The sequence below is a fragment of the Streptococcus oralis genome (assembly GCF_001075875.1).
GTDB lineage: Bacteria > Bacillota > Bacilli > Lactobacillales > Streptococcaceae > Streptococcus > Streptococcus oralis_I.
Map to the genome: position 1 here is coordinate 1 of NZ_JUOS01000037.1, position 15,124 is coordinate 15,124.

17 protein-coding genes are annotated in these 15,124 nt (G+C 41.3%); 14 read left to right on the top strand and 3 right to left on the bottom strand.

Features of this window, described 5'->3' with window-relative positions:
* Positions 1-152 precede the first annotated feature (152 nt).
* The 3 genes from serS to ADM33_RS02720 all read right to left on the bottom strand — a co-directional run bounded on the left by serS (position 153) and on the right by ADM33_RS02720 (position 3,379).
* Entirely contained in the window at positions 153-1,427 is a 1,275-nt protein-coding gene (gene serS, locus ADM33_RS02710; RefSeq protein ID WP_049503066.1) for a serine--tRNA ligase, read from the bottom strand.
* Positions 1,428-1,640: 213 nt separating this feature from the next.
* A complete protein-coding gene (locus tag ADM33_RS02715) occupies positions 1,641-2,012 on the bottom strand; it encodes a DUF956 family protein (RefSeq protein WP_049503067.1) in 372 nt (123 codons plus the stop codon).
* A gap of 2 nt (positions 2,013-2,014) precedes the next feature.
* Positions 2,015-3,379: an aspartate kinase gene (locus ADM33_RS02720; RefSeq protein WP_049503068.1), complete on the bottom strand. Its 1,365-nt coding sequence runs from the start codon at positions 3,377-3,379 to the stop codon at positions 2,015-2,017.
* Between the two features lie 158 nt (positions 3,380-3,537).
* Between ADM33_RS02720 and ADM33_RS02725 the strand changes: the two genes are divergently transcribed.
* The 14 genes from ADM33_RS02725 (at position 3,538) to ADM33_RS02790 (ending at position 14,900) form a co-directional block, all read left to right on the top strand.
* Positions 3,538-4,095 carry a hypothetical protein gene (locus tag ADM33_RS02725; RefSeq protein ID WP_049503069.1) on the top strand — a complete coding sequence of 186 codons (558 nt, stop codon included), beginning with the start codon at positions 3,538-3,540 and terminating at the stop codon, positions 4,093-4,095.
* 110 nt (positions 4,096-4,205) lie between these two features.
* Positions 4,206-4,991, top strand: coding sequence for an enoyl-CoA hydratase (locus ADM33_RS02730; RefSeq protein ID WP_049503070.1), 786 nt, complete (start codon positions 4,206-4,208; stop codon positions 4,989-4,991).
* Between the two features lie 91 nt (positions 4,992-5,082).
* Positions 5,083-5,517, top strand: a complete 435-nt coding sequence (locus ADM33_RS02735) for a MarR family winged helix-turn-helix transcriptional regulator (protein WP_049503071.1) — start codon at positions 5,083-5,085, stop codon at positions 5,515-5,517.
* Entirely contained in the window at positions 5,517-6,491 is a 975-nt protein-coding gene (locus ADM33_RS02740; protein WP_049503072.1) for a beta-ketoacyl-ACP synthase III, read from the top strand. Before ADM33_RS02735 ends, ADM33_RS02740 begins: the two co-directional genes overlap by 1 nt.
* A gap of 56 nt (positions 6,492-6,547) precedes the next feature.
* A complete protein-coding gene (locus ADM33_RS02745) occupies positions 6,548-6,772 on the top strand; it encodes an acyl carrier protein (RefSeq protein ID WP_000257840.1) in 225 nt (74 codons plus the stop codon).
* Between the two features lie 116 nt (positions 6,773-6,888).
* Positions 6,889-7,863 carry an enoyl-[acyl-carrier-protein] reductase FabK gene (gene fabK / locus ADM33_RS02750; protein ID WP_049503073.1) on the top strand — a complete coding sequence of 325 codons (975 nt, stop codon included), beginning with the start codon at positions 6,889-6,891 and terminating at the stop codon, positions 7,861-7,863.
* Positions 7,856-8,776 (top strand): ACP S-malonyltransferase, encoded by a 921-nt coding sequence (gene fabD, locus ADM33_RS02755; RefSeq protein WP_049503074.1) that lies wholly within the window; start codon positions 7,856-7,858, stop codon positions 8,774-8,776. Before fabK ends, fabD begins: the two co-directional genes overlap by 8 nt.
* 32 nt (positions 8,777-8,808) lie before the next feature.
* The gene (gene fabG, locus ADM33_RS02760; protein WP_049503075.1) at positions 8,809-9,543 is read left to right on the top strand and encodes a 3-oxoacyl-[acyl-carrier-protein] reductase; all 735 of its coding nucleotides are present in this window, start codon (positions 8,809-8,811) and stop codon (positions 9,541-9,543) included.
* A 22-nt stretch (positions 9,544-9,565) separates the two neighbouring features.
* Positions 9,566-10,801, top strand: coding sequence for a beta-ketoacyl-ACP synthase II (gene fabF / locus ADM33_RS02765; protein ID WP_049503076.1), 1,236 nt, complete (start codon positions 9,566-9,568; stop codon positions 10,799-10,801).
* Between the two features lie 2 nt (positions 10,802-10,803).
* A complete protein-coding gene (gene accB, locus ADM33_RS02770) occupies positions 10,804-11,286 on the top strand; it encodes an acetyl-CoA carboxylase biotin carboxyl carrier protein (protein WP_049503077.1) in 483 nt (160 codons plus the stop codon).
* On the top strand, positions 11,283-11,705 hold the full coding sequence (gene fabZ, locus ADM33_RS02775; protein WP_049503078.1) for a 3-hydroxyacyl-ACP dehydratase FabZ: 423 nt from the start codon (positions 11,283-11,285) through the stop codon (positions 11,703-11,705). The genes accB and fabZ overlap by 4 nt, the downstream gene beginning before the upstream one ends.
* Positions 11,706-11,716: 11 nt before the next feature.
* Positions 11,717-13,084 (top strand): acetyl-CoA carboxylase biotin carboxylase subunit, encoded by a 1,368-nt coding sequence (gene accC / locus ADM33_RS02780; protein ID WP_049503079.1) that lies wholly within the window; start codon positions 11,717-11,719, stop codon positions 13,082-13,084.
* 185 nt (positions 13,085-13,269) lie between these two features.
* The gene (gene accD / locus ADM33_RS02785) at positions 13,270-14,133 is read left to right on the top strand and encodes an acetyl-CoA carboxylase, carboxyltransferase subunit beta (RefSeq protein WP_049503080.1); all 864 of its coding nucleotides are present in this window, start codon (positions 13,270-13,272) and stop codon (positions 14,131-14,133) included.
* The gene (locus ADM33_RS02790) at positions 14,133-14,900 is read left to right on the top strand and encodes an acetyl-CoA carboxylase carboxyl transferase subunit alpha (RefSeq protein ID WP_049503081.1); all 768 of its coding nucleotides are present in this window, start codon (positions 14,133-14,135) and stop codon (positions 14,898-14,900) included. The genes accD and ADM33_RS02790 overlap by 1 nt, the downstream gene beginning before the upstream one ends.
* Positions 14,901-15,124: the final 224 nt, after the last annotated feature.

Here is a 15,124-nt window from a genome sequence, read left to right on the forward strand (position 1 = left end):
CAAGTTGGTCCTCTCCAGGTTATAACTTTTCATCAACCCACTACAGTTGACAAAGAGCCATAAAAACAGGTGGAAATGAGAATTTTCTACCTGTTTTTTAGACATTACTAAAAAAGTGGAAGCTCAGCCTCCTCTTTTTTTATCTGAAAATATTATGGTTTGATGACTTCATCTCCACCCATGTATGGACGAAGAACTTCAGGAATAGTTACAGAACCATCTTCATTTTGATAGTTTTCAAGGATAGCAGCGACGGTACGTCCAACAGCAAGTCCAGAACCATTCAAGGTGTGGAGAAGTTTAACCTTACCATCTGCTTCATCACGGTAGCGAATTTGGGCACGACGTGCTTGGAAATCTTCTGTATTTGAACAACTTGAGATTTCACGATAAGTATTTTGTGCTGGGATCCAAACTTCCAAGTCGTAAGTCTTAGCAGCTGAGAAGCCCATATCACCTGTAGAAAGAGCAACTACACGGTATGGTAAGTTTAGTTTTTGAAGAATGTTTTCAGCGTTGGCTGTCATTTTCTCCAATTCTTCGTATGATTCTTCAGGTTTGGCAAATTTAACCATTTCAACCTTGTGGAATTGGTGCAAACGAATCAAACCACGAGTATCGCGACCAGCAGAACCAGCTTCAGAACGGAAAGATGGACTCATAGCAGTAAAGTAGATTGGCAAGTCTTTTCCGTCAAGGATTTCATCACGATAGTAGTTAGTCAGAGGAACTTCAGCGGTAGGAATGAGGACGTAGTTCGTATCTTTCAATTCAAACGTATCTTCCTTGAATTTTGGATATTGTCCTGTACCAAACATAGAATCATGGTTAACCATGTAAGGTGTGATGACTTCAGTATAACCTTCCTTTCCATGCTCATCCAACATAAAGTTGTAGATAGCACGTTCCAAACGAGCTCCAAGTCCTTTGTAGAATAGGAAGCGCGCTCCAGTTACCTTTCCACCGCGTTCCCAGTCAAGGATACCGAGGTCTTCACCAAGATCCCAGTGGGCTTTTGGTTCAAAGTCAAACTCACGAGGAGTTCCCCAACGGCGAACTTCTACGTTATCGTCTTCGTCTGCTCCAATAGGAACACTGTCAGCTGGGATGTTTGGAAGAGTAGTGGTAAATTCTGTCAATTTGGCATCAATCTCCGCCAACTCAGCATCAAGAGCTTTTACCTCGGCAGAGAGGGTTTGCATAGCTGCAATCTTGTCGTCTGCATTTTCCTTGTTGCGCTTAGCTTGTGCAATTTCAGCAGAAACTGTGTTACGCTCAGCCTTAAGGGTTTCAACCTTGACTAAGATGTCACGACGTTTTGCGTCGATTTCTTTCATCTCATTCAAGACAGCAGCATCTACACCACGTGTAGCTAGTTTTTCAGCGACAGCATCAAAGTCTGTACGAATACGTTTGATATCTAACATATAAACTCCTTTATGAAAAAAGCACACCTGACAAAGCGTTGGAGTGGCAGGGCCACGGTTCCATCCAACTTCACAGGTGTGCACTTGATTCTGTATTTGATTTAAAACAACGGTAGAATTTCAATTAAATCTTCTATCTGCTCGCAACATCCGCAGACTTTCTGAAAGAAGGAAGTAACCTACTTATCCGTTGCTATGATTATACTAAACTTTTTATTTTTTTGCAAATAGATTTTTTATTTTTTTGCCAATGATTTGGACTAAGGTAGGAAGTTTGACTACCTTGTCATTTCCCAATTTTTCACGAGCAATCTTAAGGATTTTTCCAGAGTCTTTTGAGGCGAAGAGAAATTTTCCTTGATCTGTAAAGACTTCAAAATGCCGACTAACCTTGCGACCTGAAACATTGGCTCCGATTTGATTAACGCTGGACCAAGGGATTTGAATATAGTCCTCGACATTACGATCTGCGTAAAATTCTAGGGCTTGATCTCCGATCAGAAATTTTCCAACCTTTCCTGTAATGGAGAGATAGGAAGTTCCAGTTGTTTGCAAGTCGACGACCTTGTTGAGGGATTGTGCCATATTTAGTCTTCCTTATTTTCACCGAAAAATGCTTGGTAGAGAGCTTTAAGAGCGGCTTTTTCTTGGTCTTTATGGACAACAAACATGATAGAAACTTCACTAGAACCTTGTGACATCATTTGGATGTTGATGTTGTTCTCAGATAAGGCACGAGTGGCTGTAGCAGTTACCCCGATATGACGCTTCATTTTTTCCCCAACAATCATAATGATAGAGAGACCATGTTCGATTTCAGCGTGGTCTACTTCTGCTTTATGGACTAATTGACGAAGGATTTCTTCTTCCTTAATCGGAGTCAATTCTCGTGAACGTAAAATGATAGACAGGTCATCGATACCAGTTGGCATGTGTTCCCAACCAATATTAAGGTCCTCAAGAATCTGAAGAACTTTACGACCAAAACCGATTTCGCGGTTCATCAAATACTTAGACATATTAATGCTGACAAAGCCAGAATCCCCAGCAATCCCAACAACTGGGAATTTATCGCTGCTATGTTGTAGCACAATGCGAGTACCTGGGTGGTCTGGATTGTTGGTATTTTTAATGACAAGAGGAATTTTCCCACGGTAGGCAGGTAGAAGTGCTTCATCGTGTAGTACAGAGAATCCAGCATAGGCCAATTCACGCATTTCACGGTAGGTCAATTCAGGGATAGAGTGTGGCTTATGGATAATACCAGGGTGGGCTGCAAATATTCCATCTACATCAGTAAAGTTTTCATAGAGGTCAGCCTTGACACCAGCAGCAATGATAGAACCAGTAATATCTGATCCCCCGCGTGAGAAGGTACAAATTTGATCTTCTTTCGTAACACCGAAGAAACCAGGGATAACAAGAACTTCAGTTGAATTTGTCAATTCCTCGATTTTATCATAACTAGATGGGATGATTCGCGCATTTCCAGGTTCGCTCGTAACGACGATACCAGCTTCTCTAGGATGAACATAACGCGCCTCCAAGCCATTTTGGTTAAAGTAGGCTGCAATCAACTTGGCATTGTTATTTTCTCCAGCTGCTAGGAAGGTATCATAGAGGAACTTATTATCTTCAATTGGAAGAGTAGCTAGAGAGCGAATGCTTTTTGAAATTTTGTCTAAAACGGCTGGTTTAAGACCTAATTCGCTAACCATAGCAGCATAGCGATCAATAATCCAGTTTTGGCTTTTGCTAATATCATTTCCAGCCACATAGTCGCGGTAGTATTTAATCAAGGCATCTGTAACCTTAGTGTCTTCAGAATTACGTTTACCAGGGGCAGATACAACCACAAAACGACGTTCTGGGTCACTTTTGACAATATTTAAAACTTTTTCTAATTGGCTAGCAGAGGCAAGCGAGCTTCCACCAAATTTAACAACCTTCATAAGAACTCCTAAAGTAAGTATTTTATACGATTATAGCAGAAAGAGGGGCTTTTTTCAATCTGGAAAATGTCCTATATAATTGTTTGAACGTCTAATCAGGAAAGCTTATAATAAAGGAGTAGGGGGAAAACTCTTCACATATAAAGGAGTTGAGCAAGATGATTAAAAGAGTGTTTTGTTTAATACTATTCTTTACCTTCGTGATGCTTCCTACAAGTATCGGAGCAACTTATCATTCTCCTCCCAGTGGTCGTTTGACCGGAGAAGAATTAGCGATTGAGTATGCTCAGGAAGGTCAGATATCAGTTGAGAGGGCTAAAAATATCTTATCTATCGATTTTTCAGATAGTAAGTCAAGGACTTATCGAATTCTCTCTGAAAAGGTTATCGTCAATCCTAACTATGAAGCTAGAGTCAAGTTTTACTGTCGAACAGATGAAAGTGGACAATTTAGAGGAATCACGAAACTCTTAGCTGCAAGTCTGGTCAACAAGGACGGGGATAAGGAAGCTCCTTTTACAGGGAATCTTTTTGCCTACCTAGAAGATCCCAATCGTATTTTTTACATGGTTTCAGGAGAATTCTACCATAAAGGATTCAACAAAGAACAGCTCTATCAGAGAGAAGGAGGGCGGATGCTTGAAGTCATTTATGATTTCAAATATGATGCAAGTACTGGTTTTCCTTTATTTTTAGAGACCAAACTAAGTTTTTAAAATCGGCCGATACACTTTTGGTCGATTTTTCTCTTGTTTTAAAATCCAGAAAAAGATATAATTTGAAAATAAAATAATTTAATCTTCGTTGTAAATTGAAAGGAGTGCCTATGGATCATATTCTCTATCAAGTTCAAGACGATTTAGCGATACTAACTTTAAATCGTCCTGAGGTGGCCAATGGTTTTCATATTCCTATGTGTCAAGAAATTCTAGAAGCATTGGAATTGGCTGAAAAAGATGCTTCGGTTTCGTTTGTTCTCATTAATGCTGCCGGCAAAGTCTTCTCTGTTGGGGGCGATCTAGTAGAAATGAAACGTGCTGTAGATGAGGATGATATTGCTTCACTCACCCAAATCGCGGAGTTGGTAAATACGATTTCTTATAAGATTAAACAAATTCCTAAACCAGTCATTATGGAGGTGGATGGAGCAGTTGCTGGGGCAGCAGCTAATATGGCTTTGGCAGTTGATTTCTGTATTGCTTCTGACAAAGCTAAATTCATCCAGGCCTTTGTAGGTGTGGGCTTGGCTCCTGATGCGGGTGGCTTATTCTTGCTTACACGATCACTAGGTGCGACCCGGGCAACGCAATTAGCTATGACTGGAGAAGCTTTCACAGCAGAAAAAGCACTGGAAGCTGGAGCTGTCTATCGTCTGTGTGCTAGTGATCAACTGGAAAAGACAAGAGAACAACTGTTGAAGAAGTTGAGAAGAGGCTCCTCTAACTCCTATGCTGCTATTAAGAAGTTAGTCTGGGAGAGCGAGTTTAAGCAGTGGCACGAGTACGCACAGCTAGAACTGGAATTGCAAAAATCTCTATCTTATACGGAAGATTTTAAAGAAGGTGTTCGTGCACATTCTGAAAGACGACGTCCAAAATTTATCGGAAAGTAAAAAAATACTTGCACAATTCTTTGAAGTTTGATATACTTCTTTTGTCAAATGTTTTGATAGTTAAACTTTTTTGATAAGGGAGGGAAGAGAATTGGACTACCAACGGATTAATGACTATTTAACATCTATTTTTAATAACGTCCTGGTGATTGAGGAAGTAAGTTTGCGAGGTAGTCGTTTCAAGGACATCTCTATCAAGGAAATGCACACAATTGATGTGATTGGTAAGTTTCCAGATGTGACACCAAGTCAAGTGTCCAAAGAGTTGATGGTAACTCTAGGAACAGTGACAACTAGTTTGAACAACTTGGAACGGAAAGGTTACATCGAACGCTTACGTTCAGATCAGGATCGTCGTGTAGTACATCTGCATTTGACCAAGAAAGGTCGACTCGTACATCGTCTCCATAAACGTTTCCATAAGGCCATGGTCGAAAGAATTATCGAAGGCATGAGCCCAGAGGAAATGGACGTCATGAGTAAAGGTTTGACCAATCTTTATCACTTTTTGGAGGATTTGAAATAATGGCTTTTGCAAAAATAAGCCAGGTTGCTCATTATGTACCCGAGCAGATTGTCACAAATGAGGATTTGGCTCAGGTTATGGATACGAGTGATGAATGGATTTCAAGTCGAACTGGGATTAAGGAACGTCGCATTTCTAAGACAGAATCAACAGGAGATTTGGCAACGGCAGTTGCAAAACAACTCCTAGAGAAGTCAGGAATTTCTGCTGAAGAGTTGGATTTTATCATTCTAGCTACGATGACACCTGACTCGATGATGCCTTCAACAGCCGCTCGTGTTCAGGCTAAAATCGGCGCTCATAAGGCTTTTGCCTATGACTTAACAGCTGCCTGTAGTGGATTTATCTTTGCTCTATCAACTGCAGAGAAGTTTATCTCTTCAGGAGCTTATCGTAAGGGTCTAGTTATCGGTAGTGAAACCATGTCAAAAGCTTTAGACTGGTCGGATCGCTCAACTGCTGTCCTATTTGGAGATGGAGCTGGGGGCATCTTGTTAGAAGCAAGCGAAGAGCCACATTTCCTAGCGGAGAGTCTCAATAGCGATGGTTCGCGTAGTGAGTGTTTGACCTTTGGACAGACTGGTTTAACTTCACCATTTTCAAATCAAGAAAAGCCCGATGCTTTCTTGAGAATGGATGGCCGAGCAGTTTTTGATTTTGCGATTCGAGATGTTGCTAAGTCTATAAAAAATACCATAGAAGAGAGTCCTCTGTCGGCAGAAGAACTAGACTATCTCTTGCTTCATCAAGCTAATATCCGCATTCTAGATAAGATGGCTAGAAAGATCGGTGTAGATCGAGACAAGATTCCTGCCAATATGACCAAGTATGGAAATACCAGTGCGGCAAGTATTCCGATCCTACTTTCAGAGTGTGTAGAGGAAGGGCTCATTCGTTTGGATGGTAGCCAAAATATTCTCTTGTCAGGCTTCGGTGGAGGTTTGACATGGGGCACGCTTATTGTTACAATTTAGGTAATCATGTGGTGAACACATTGTTATAAAAACTATTTATTTTAAAGGAGTCTATCATGGCAGTATTTGAAAAAGTACAAGAAATTATCGTTGAAGAACTTGGAAAAGATGCATCAGAAGTAACACTTGAATCTACTTTTGATGATTTGGATGCAGATTCATTGGACTTGTTCCAAGTGATCTCAGAAATTGAAGATGCTTTTGATATCCAAATCGAAGCTGAAGACAACTTGAAAACAGTTGGTGACTTGGTTGCTTACGTTGAAGAGCAAACAAAATAATTAAAATAAATGAAGAAGGAGTAGGGGGGACCCGCTCCCTCTTGTTTAGGTAATAGTTTGACTGTCAAATTATAATGTAGTCGAACTATTACGTAAGCAAGACATATGGAGGCACTATGAAAACACGTATCACTGAACTATTAAATATTAAATATCCTATCTTCCAAGGTGGAATGGCCTGGGTTGCAGATGGTGACCTTGCTGGAGCTGTTTCAAAAGCAGGTGGTCTAGGTATCATCGGTGGAGGAAACGCACCTAAAGAAGTGGTTAAGGCCAATATCGATAAGATTAAATCTTTAACAGACAAGCCTTTTGGTGTCAACATTATGCTCTTGTCCCCATTTGTTGAAGATATTGTTGACCTCGTCATTGAAGAAGGGGTTAAAGTAGTCACAACTGGCGCAGGAAACCCAAGTAAATACATGGAGCGATTCCATGAAGCGGGAATCACCGTTATTCCTGTAGTTCCTAGTGTTGCTTTGGCGAAACGCATGGAAAAAATCGGTGCAGACGCTGTTATTGCAGAAGGTATGGAAGCAGGTGGACACATCGGTAAACTAACAACTATGACCTTGGTTCGTCAAGTTGCAGCTGCTGTTTCTATTCCTGTTATCGCTGCTGGAGGTATTGCAGACGGTGAAGGAGCTGCTGCTGGCTTTATGCTTGGTGCAGAGGCTGTGCAAGTAGGAACTCGTTTTGTAGTTGCTAAAGAATCAAATGCCCATCCAAACTATAAAGCTAAAATTTTAAAAGCTCGTGATATTGATACAACGATTTCGGCACAACATTTTGGACACGCAGTTCGTGCCATTAAAAACAAATTGACTCGTGATTTCGAGCAAGCTGAAAAAGATGCCTTTAAACAAGAAAATCCAGATTTAGAAATTTTTGAGCAGATGGGCGCAGGAGCCTTAGCTAAAGCAGTTGTCCATGGGGATGTGGATGGCGGTTCAGTGATGGCCGGCCAGATTGCAGGTTTGGTATCTAAAGAAGAAACTGTTGAAGAAATCTTAAAAGATATTTACTACGGTGCAGCTGAAAAGATTCAAGCAGAAGCTGCTCGTTGGGCAGGAGTTACAAGAAATGACTAAAACAGCCTTTCTATTTGCAGGTCAAGGAGCCCAGTACCTTGGAATGGGACGTGAACTATACGACCAATATGCTATCGTCAAGGAAACAATTGACCAAGCTAGCCAAGTATTAGGCTATGACCTCCGTGACTTGATTGATAATGATGAAACAAAGCTACATCAGACTCGTTACACGCAGCCAGCTATTTTAGCTACATCAGTTGCTATATACAGACTATTAAAGGAGAAAGGTTACCAGCCTGATATGGTGGCAGGTTTGTCTCTTGGAGAATATTCTGCCCTTGTAGCTAGTGGTGCCTTGGATTTTGAAGATGCAGTAGCTCTAGTTGCTAAACGTGGGTCTTATATGGAAGAAGCAGCACCAGCAGGATCAGGGAAAATGGTAGCTGTGCTAAATACACCAGTTGAAGTGATTGAAAAAGCTTGTCAAGAAGCTTCTCAACTCGGTGTTGTAACTCCAGCTAACTACAATACTCCAAGCCAGATTGTTATTGGTGGGGAGGTAGCTGCAGTAGATCGTGCAGTTGAACTTTTGCAAGAAGCAGGAGCAAAACGTTTGATTCCGCTCAATGTTTCTGGGCCTTTCCATACAGCTTTATTGGAATCTGCTAGTCAAAAATTAGCTCAAGCCCTGACAGAAGTTGAATTTTCTGACTTTTCTTGTCCACTTGTTGGTAATACAGAAGCGAAGGTCATGGAAAAAGAACGTATTGCAGAACTTTTGACTCGTCAAGTCAAGGAGCCTGTCCGTTTTTATGAAAGTATTGCAGTCATGCAAGAAGCGGGTGTCACTCGTTTTATCGAGATTGGACCTGGTAAAGTCTTGTCAGGATTCGTCAAAAAAATTGATAAAACAGCTCAACTTGCTAATGTGGAAGATCAAGCAAGTTTACTAGCACTCTTAGAAAATTAGACCAAACTGGTAGAAGTTCTGAAAGGAGAAAAATGAAACTAGAACAGAAAAATGTCTTTATTACAGGCTCAAGTCGAGGAATTGGTCTTGCCATTGCTCATAAATTTGCCAGCTTGGGAGCCAATATTGTCTTGAATAGTCGTGGTGAAATCTCCGAGGAGCTTCTTGCCGAATTTAAACCATACGGGGTGAAGGTCCTTGCTATTTCTGGTGACGTTTCTGATTTTGCGGACGCAAAACGTATGGTAGACCAAGCCATTGAAGAGCTGGGTTCAGTTGATGTCCTCGTTAATAATGCTGGGATTACTCAAGATACTCTCATGCTCAAGATGACAGAAGAAGATTTTGAGAAGGTCTTGAAAGTCAATTTGACAGGGGCTTTCAATATGACACAATCAGTCTTAAAACCGATGATAAGAGCACGCGAAGGTGCTATCATCAATATGTCTAGTGTTGTCGGTCTGATGGGAAATATCGGTCAAGCCAACTACGCCGCATCCAAAGCTGGTTTGATTGGATTTACTAAATCAGTAGCACGTGAGGTTGCTAATCGCAATGTGCGTGTCAATGCCATTGCTCCAGGAATGATCGAATCAGATATGACTGCCGTTCTATCTGATAAGGTCAAAGATGCCATGTTAGCACAAATTCCGATGAAACAATTTGGCCAAGCAGAGCAGGTCGCAGAGGTCACAGCCTTTCTTGCAAGTCAGGATTATCTAACGGGACAGGTCATTGCAATTGATGGTGGACTAACCATGCAATAAGAGTTAAAATAGAGGTATGAAAATGAAACTAAATCGAGTAGTAGTAACAGGTTATGGATTAACATCTCCAATTGGGAACACACCAGAAGAATTTTGGAACAGTCTTAAAAATGGAAAGATTGGAATTGGTGAAATCACCAAATTTGATCACAGTGCTTTTGACGTTCATAATGCGGCAGAAATCCAGGATTTTCCGTTTGATAAATACTTTGTAAAAAAAGATACCAATCGTTTTGATGACTATTCTTTGTATGCCTTGTATGCAGCTCAAGAAGCAGTGAACAATGCTAATCTTGATGTAGAGACTCTTGATAGAGACCGCTTTGGTGTCATCGTTGCATCAGGTATCGGTGGGATTAAAGAAATCGAAGATCAAGTGCTTCGACTTCATGATAAGGGGCCAAAACGTGTAAAACCATTGACACTTCCAAAAGCCTTGCCAAATATGGCTGCAGGAAATGTTGCTATGCGCTTTGGGGCAAATGGTATCTGTAAATCTATCAATACAGCTTGTGCTTCATCAAATGATGCTATCGGAGATGCCTTCCGTTCTATCAAATTTGGTTTCCAAGATATCATGCTGGTTGGTGGTTCAGAATCATCTATTACTCCATTTGCGATTGCAGGTTTCCAAGCCTTAACAGCTCTTTCAACAACAGAGGACCCAACTCGTGCTTCTATTCCATTTGATAAGGATCGTAATGGATTTGTCATGGGTGAAGGATCAGGTATGTTGGTTCTTGAAAGTTTAGAGCATGCTGAAAAACGTGGTGCAACTATCCTAGCTGAAGTTGTTGGTTACGGTAACACTTGTGATGCCTATCATATGACTTCACCACATCCAGAAGGACAAGGTGCTATTAAAGCTATCAAACTTGCCTTGGAGGAAGCTGAGATTACACCAGACCAAGTAGCTTATGTCAATGCTCACGGTACATCAACTCCTGCTAATGAAAAGGGAGAAAGTGGAGCGATTGTAACTGTTCTTGGTAAGGAAGTACCTGTATCTTCAACTAAGTCATTTACAGGACACTTGCTCGGTGCAGCGGGTGCAGTTGAAGCAATTGCAACAATTGAAGCAATCCGTAACAACTATGTTCCAATGACAGCTGGAACAACAGAATTATCAGACTACATTGAAGCAAATGTTATTTATGGACAAGGCTTGGAACGTGAAATTCCTTATGCTATCTCAAATACTTTTGGATTTGGTGGGCATAATGCAGTTCTTGCTTTCAAACGTTGGGAGAATAAGTAAAGATGAATTTAAATGAAATCAAACACTTGATGGCGCAGTTTGACCAGTCGAGCTTGAGAGAATTTTCTTATAAAAATGGAACGGATGAGTTGCTCTTCAGCAAGAATGAAGCAAAACTTGTTGCAGAAGCAAGTCCAGCACCTCAGCCTGTGGTTCCAGCAACTGCACCTACAGTTGCACCACAAGCTCCAACTTCAACACCAGCTGTAGAAGTAGTTTCAGAAACAAGCGCTACTGAATCTGTAGCTGAAGGAGATCTAGTAGAGAGTCCACTTGTCGGAGTTGCATACTTGGCTGCTGGACCAGACAAACCTAATTTTGTTTCAGTCGGTGAAACTGTTAAAAAAGGTCAAACCTTGGTCATCATCGAGGCCATGAAGGTCATGAACGAAATTCCAGCACCTAAAGATGGTGTTGTAACAGAAATTTTAGTTGAAAATGAAGAAATGGTTGAGTTCGGGAAAGGCTTGGTACGTATCAAATGATTGATATTCAAGGAATTAAAGAAGCTTTGCCTCACCGCTATCCTATGCTCTTAGTGGATCGTGTTTTGGAAGTTAGTGAAGATTCAATCGTTGCTATTAAAAATGTGACGATTAACGAACCTTTCTTCAATGGACACTTTCCAGCTTACCCTGTGATGCCAGGTGTCTTGATCATGGAAGCTTTGGCACAAACAGCAGGTGTTTTGGAATTATCAAAACCTGAAAACAAAGGGAAGCTGGTCTTCTACGCTGGTATGGACAAAGTTAAATTTAAAAAACAAGTTGTTCCTGGTGATCAGCTTGTCATGACAGCAACTTTTGTCAAACGTCGTGGCACAATCGCCGTAGTAGAAGCGAAGGCAGAAGTAGATGGTAAGCTTGCAGCAAGCGGTACTTTAACCTTTGCTATTGGAAACTAGGGAGGTTTTCCATGTTTCGTAAGATTTTAATTGCCAATCGTGGTGAAATTGCTGTTCGTATTATTCGTGCGGCACGAGAATTAGGAATTGTAACAGTCGCTGTCTATTCGACTGCTGACAAGGAAGCTCTCCACACGCTTTTGGCTGATGAGGCTATCTGTATCGGCCCTGGGAAGGCTACAGAATCTTATCTGAACATCAATGCCATCCTTTCAGCTGCGGTCTTGACTGAAGCTGAAGCCATTCACCCTGGATTTGGTTTCTTAAGTGAAAATTCCAAATTTGCAACCATGTGTGAAGAAGTCGGTATCAAATTTATCGGACCATCAGCTGGTGTCATGGATGTCATGGGAGATAAAATTAATGCCCGTGCTCAAATGATTAAGGCCAATGTACCTGTCATTCCAGGATCAGATGGCGAAGTCCATACTGCAGAAGAGGCCCTCGCTATTGCTGAAAAAATTGGTTATCCAGTTATGCTGAAAGCTTCAGCTGGAGGTGGTGGTAAAGGAATTCGTAAGGTTGAAAGAGCAGAAGATCTCGTGTCAGCCTTTGAAACAGCCTCTAGTGAAGCCAAAGCCAACTTTGGTAATGGAGCGATGTACCTTGAGCGTGTGATTTATCCTGCTCGCCATATTGAAGTACAGATTCTTGCTGACCAAATGGGACATGTTATTCACCTAGGTGAGCGTGACTGTTCGCTTCAACGGAATAACCAAAAGGTTTTAGAAGAAAGTCCTTCGATTGCTATTGGAAAAACCCTTCGTAATGAAATTGGTGCTGCGGCAGTTCGTGCAGCGGAGTCTGTTGGTTACGAGAATGCTGGTACCATTGAATTCCTGCTAGATGAAGCGACTGGTAAATTCTACTTTATGGAAATGAATACGCGTGTCCAAGTAGAACACCCGGTAACCGAATTTGTTTCAGGTGTAGATATCGTTAAGGAACAAATCCGTATCGCAGCGGGTCAACCATTGACTTTGAAACAAGAAGATATTGTTCTCAAAGGACATGCCATTGAGTGCCGTATCAACGCAGAAAATCCAGCCTTTAATTTTGCACCAAGTCCAGGTAAGATTACCAATCTTTATCTACCAAGTGGTGGTGTGGGCTTGCGTGTGGATTCAGCAGTTTATCCAGGTTATACCATTCCGCCATACTATGACAGTATGATTGCTAAAATTATTGTTCATGGTGAAAATCGTTTTGATGCACTCATGAAAATGCAACGAGCTCTTTATGAACTCGAAATTGAAGGGGTGGTCACTAATGCTGATTTCCAACTGGATCTGATTTCAGATCGTCGAGTGATAGCAGGAGACTATGACACCTCATTCTTGATGGAAACTTTCTTACCACACTATCAAGAAAAAGAATAATGTAATACTCTTCGAAAATCTCTTCAAACCGCGTCAGCTTCGCTTTGGATTATATATGTGACTGACTTCGTCAGTCTTATCTACAACCTCAAAGCTGTGCTTTGAGCAACCTGCGGCTAGCTTCCTAGTTTGCTCTTTGATTTTCATTGAGTATAAAAATAGTATAAGACTGAAAAGGGGGATGTATGGCTCTATTTAGTAAAAAAGATAAATATATTCGAATCAATCCCAATCGTTCGACTGTAAATCAACCTCAGATCAAGCCAGAGGTTCCAGATGAGCTCTTCTCCCAATGTCCAGGTTGCAAATATACAATTTACCAAAAGGACTTGGGGAGTGAGCGGATATGCCCTCACTGTGGCTATACCTTCCGTATTTCAGCTCAAGAGCGTTTAGCTTTAACCATTGATATGGGGACGTTTTTGGAAATGTTTAAAGGGATTGAGACTCAGGATCCTTTGAATTTTCCAGGCTATCGTAAAAAATTGACTTTGATGCGTGAAAAGACAGGTCTTGATGAGGCTGTTGTAACAGGAACAGCTTTGATTAAGGGAGAGAAGGTTGCCCTTGGCATCATGGATTCCAACTTTATCATGGCATCGATGGGGACAGTTGTTGGTGAGAAAATCACTCGCTTGTTCGAATATGCGACCGCTGAAAAATTACCTGTCGTATTGTTTACAGCTTCTGGTGGAGCACGAATGCAGGAAGGAATCATGAGCTTGATGCAGATGGCCAAAATCTCTGCCGCAGTCAAACGTCATTCCAATGCAGGTCTCTTTTATCTGACAATCCTTACTGACCCGACGACTGGAGGAGTAACAGCTTCCTTTGCAATGGAAGGGGATATCATCTTGGCGGAACCTCAAAGTTTGGTAGGTTTTGCTGGACGCCGTGTGATTGAAAATACAGTAAGAGAAGACCTACCAGAAGACTTCCAGAAAGCAGAGTTTTTACTGGAACATGGTTTTGTGGATGCAATTATTAAACGGCGAGAATTGCCAGATACGATTGCTCGATTAGTAAGACTACACAGGAGGGAGAGTTGATGAATATTGCGAAAATCGTTAGAGAAGCTCGTGAACAAACTCGCCTAACAGCCTTGGATTTCGCAACAGGAATTTTTGATGAATTTATCGAGTTGCATGGGGATCGCTCCTTCCGTGATGATGGTGCTATTATTGGTGGTATCGGCTGGTTGGGAGATCAAGCAGTGACTGTTGTTGGAATCCAAAAAGGTAAAAGTTTACAAGATAATCTTAACCGTAACTTTGGTCAACCTCATCCTGAAGGTTATCGAAAAGCCCTTCGTTTGATGAAACAAGCAGAAAAGTTTGGTCGTCCTGTTGTAACCTTTATCAACACGGCTGGTGCCTATCCTGGTGTCGGAGCAGAAGAACGTGGTCAAGGTGAAGCCATTGCTCGTAACCTCATGGAGATGAGCGACCTCAAAGTACCCATTATCGCCATTATTATCGGAGAAGGTGGCTCTGGTGGAGCTCTAGCTCTAGCAGTGGCTGACCGTGTTTGGATGCTAGAAAACTCTATCTATGCAGTTCTCAGTCCTGAAGGCTTTGCTTCTATTTTGTGGAAAGATGGCACGCGTGCCATGGAAGCAGCTGAGTTGATGAAAATCACTTCACATGAACTTTTGGAGATGGAAGTCGTAGATAAGGTTATTTCAGAGAGAGGCCTCTCTGCCAAAGAGCTGCTAGCTCGTGTGAAAAATGAACTTCAAACAGAAATTGAACAATTAAAACAATTACCGTTGGAGAAACTTTTGGAAGAGCGTTATCAACGCTTTAGAAAATATTAAAAAGAAAGCTAGAACTAAAAACGGTTCTAGCTTTTTGGTTTCTCTCAAAAATTCATTTCAGGATTAAAAATTGACAGTTGAGGAGATGGAACTGAGAGTCGTTTAAAAAAGATGTATATTTTATAATAAGGAATGATAATCTATAAGTGCTACAGAGAATAGATTAATACTCAATGAAAATCAAAGAGCAAACTAGGAAGCTAGCCGCAGGTTGCTCAAAGCAC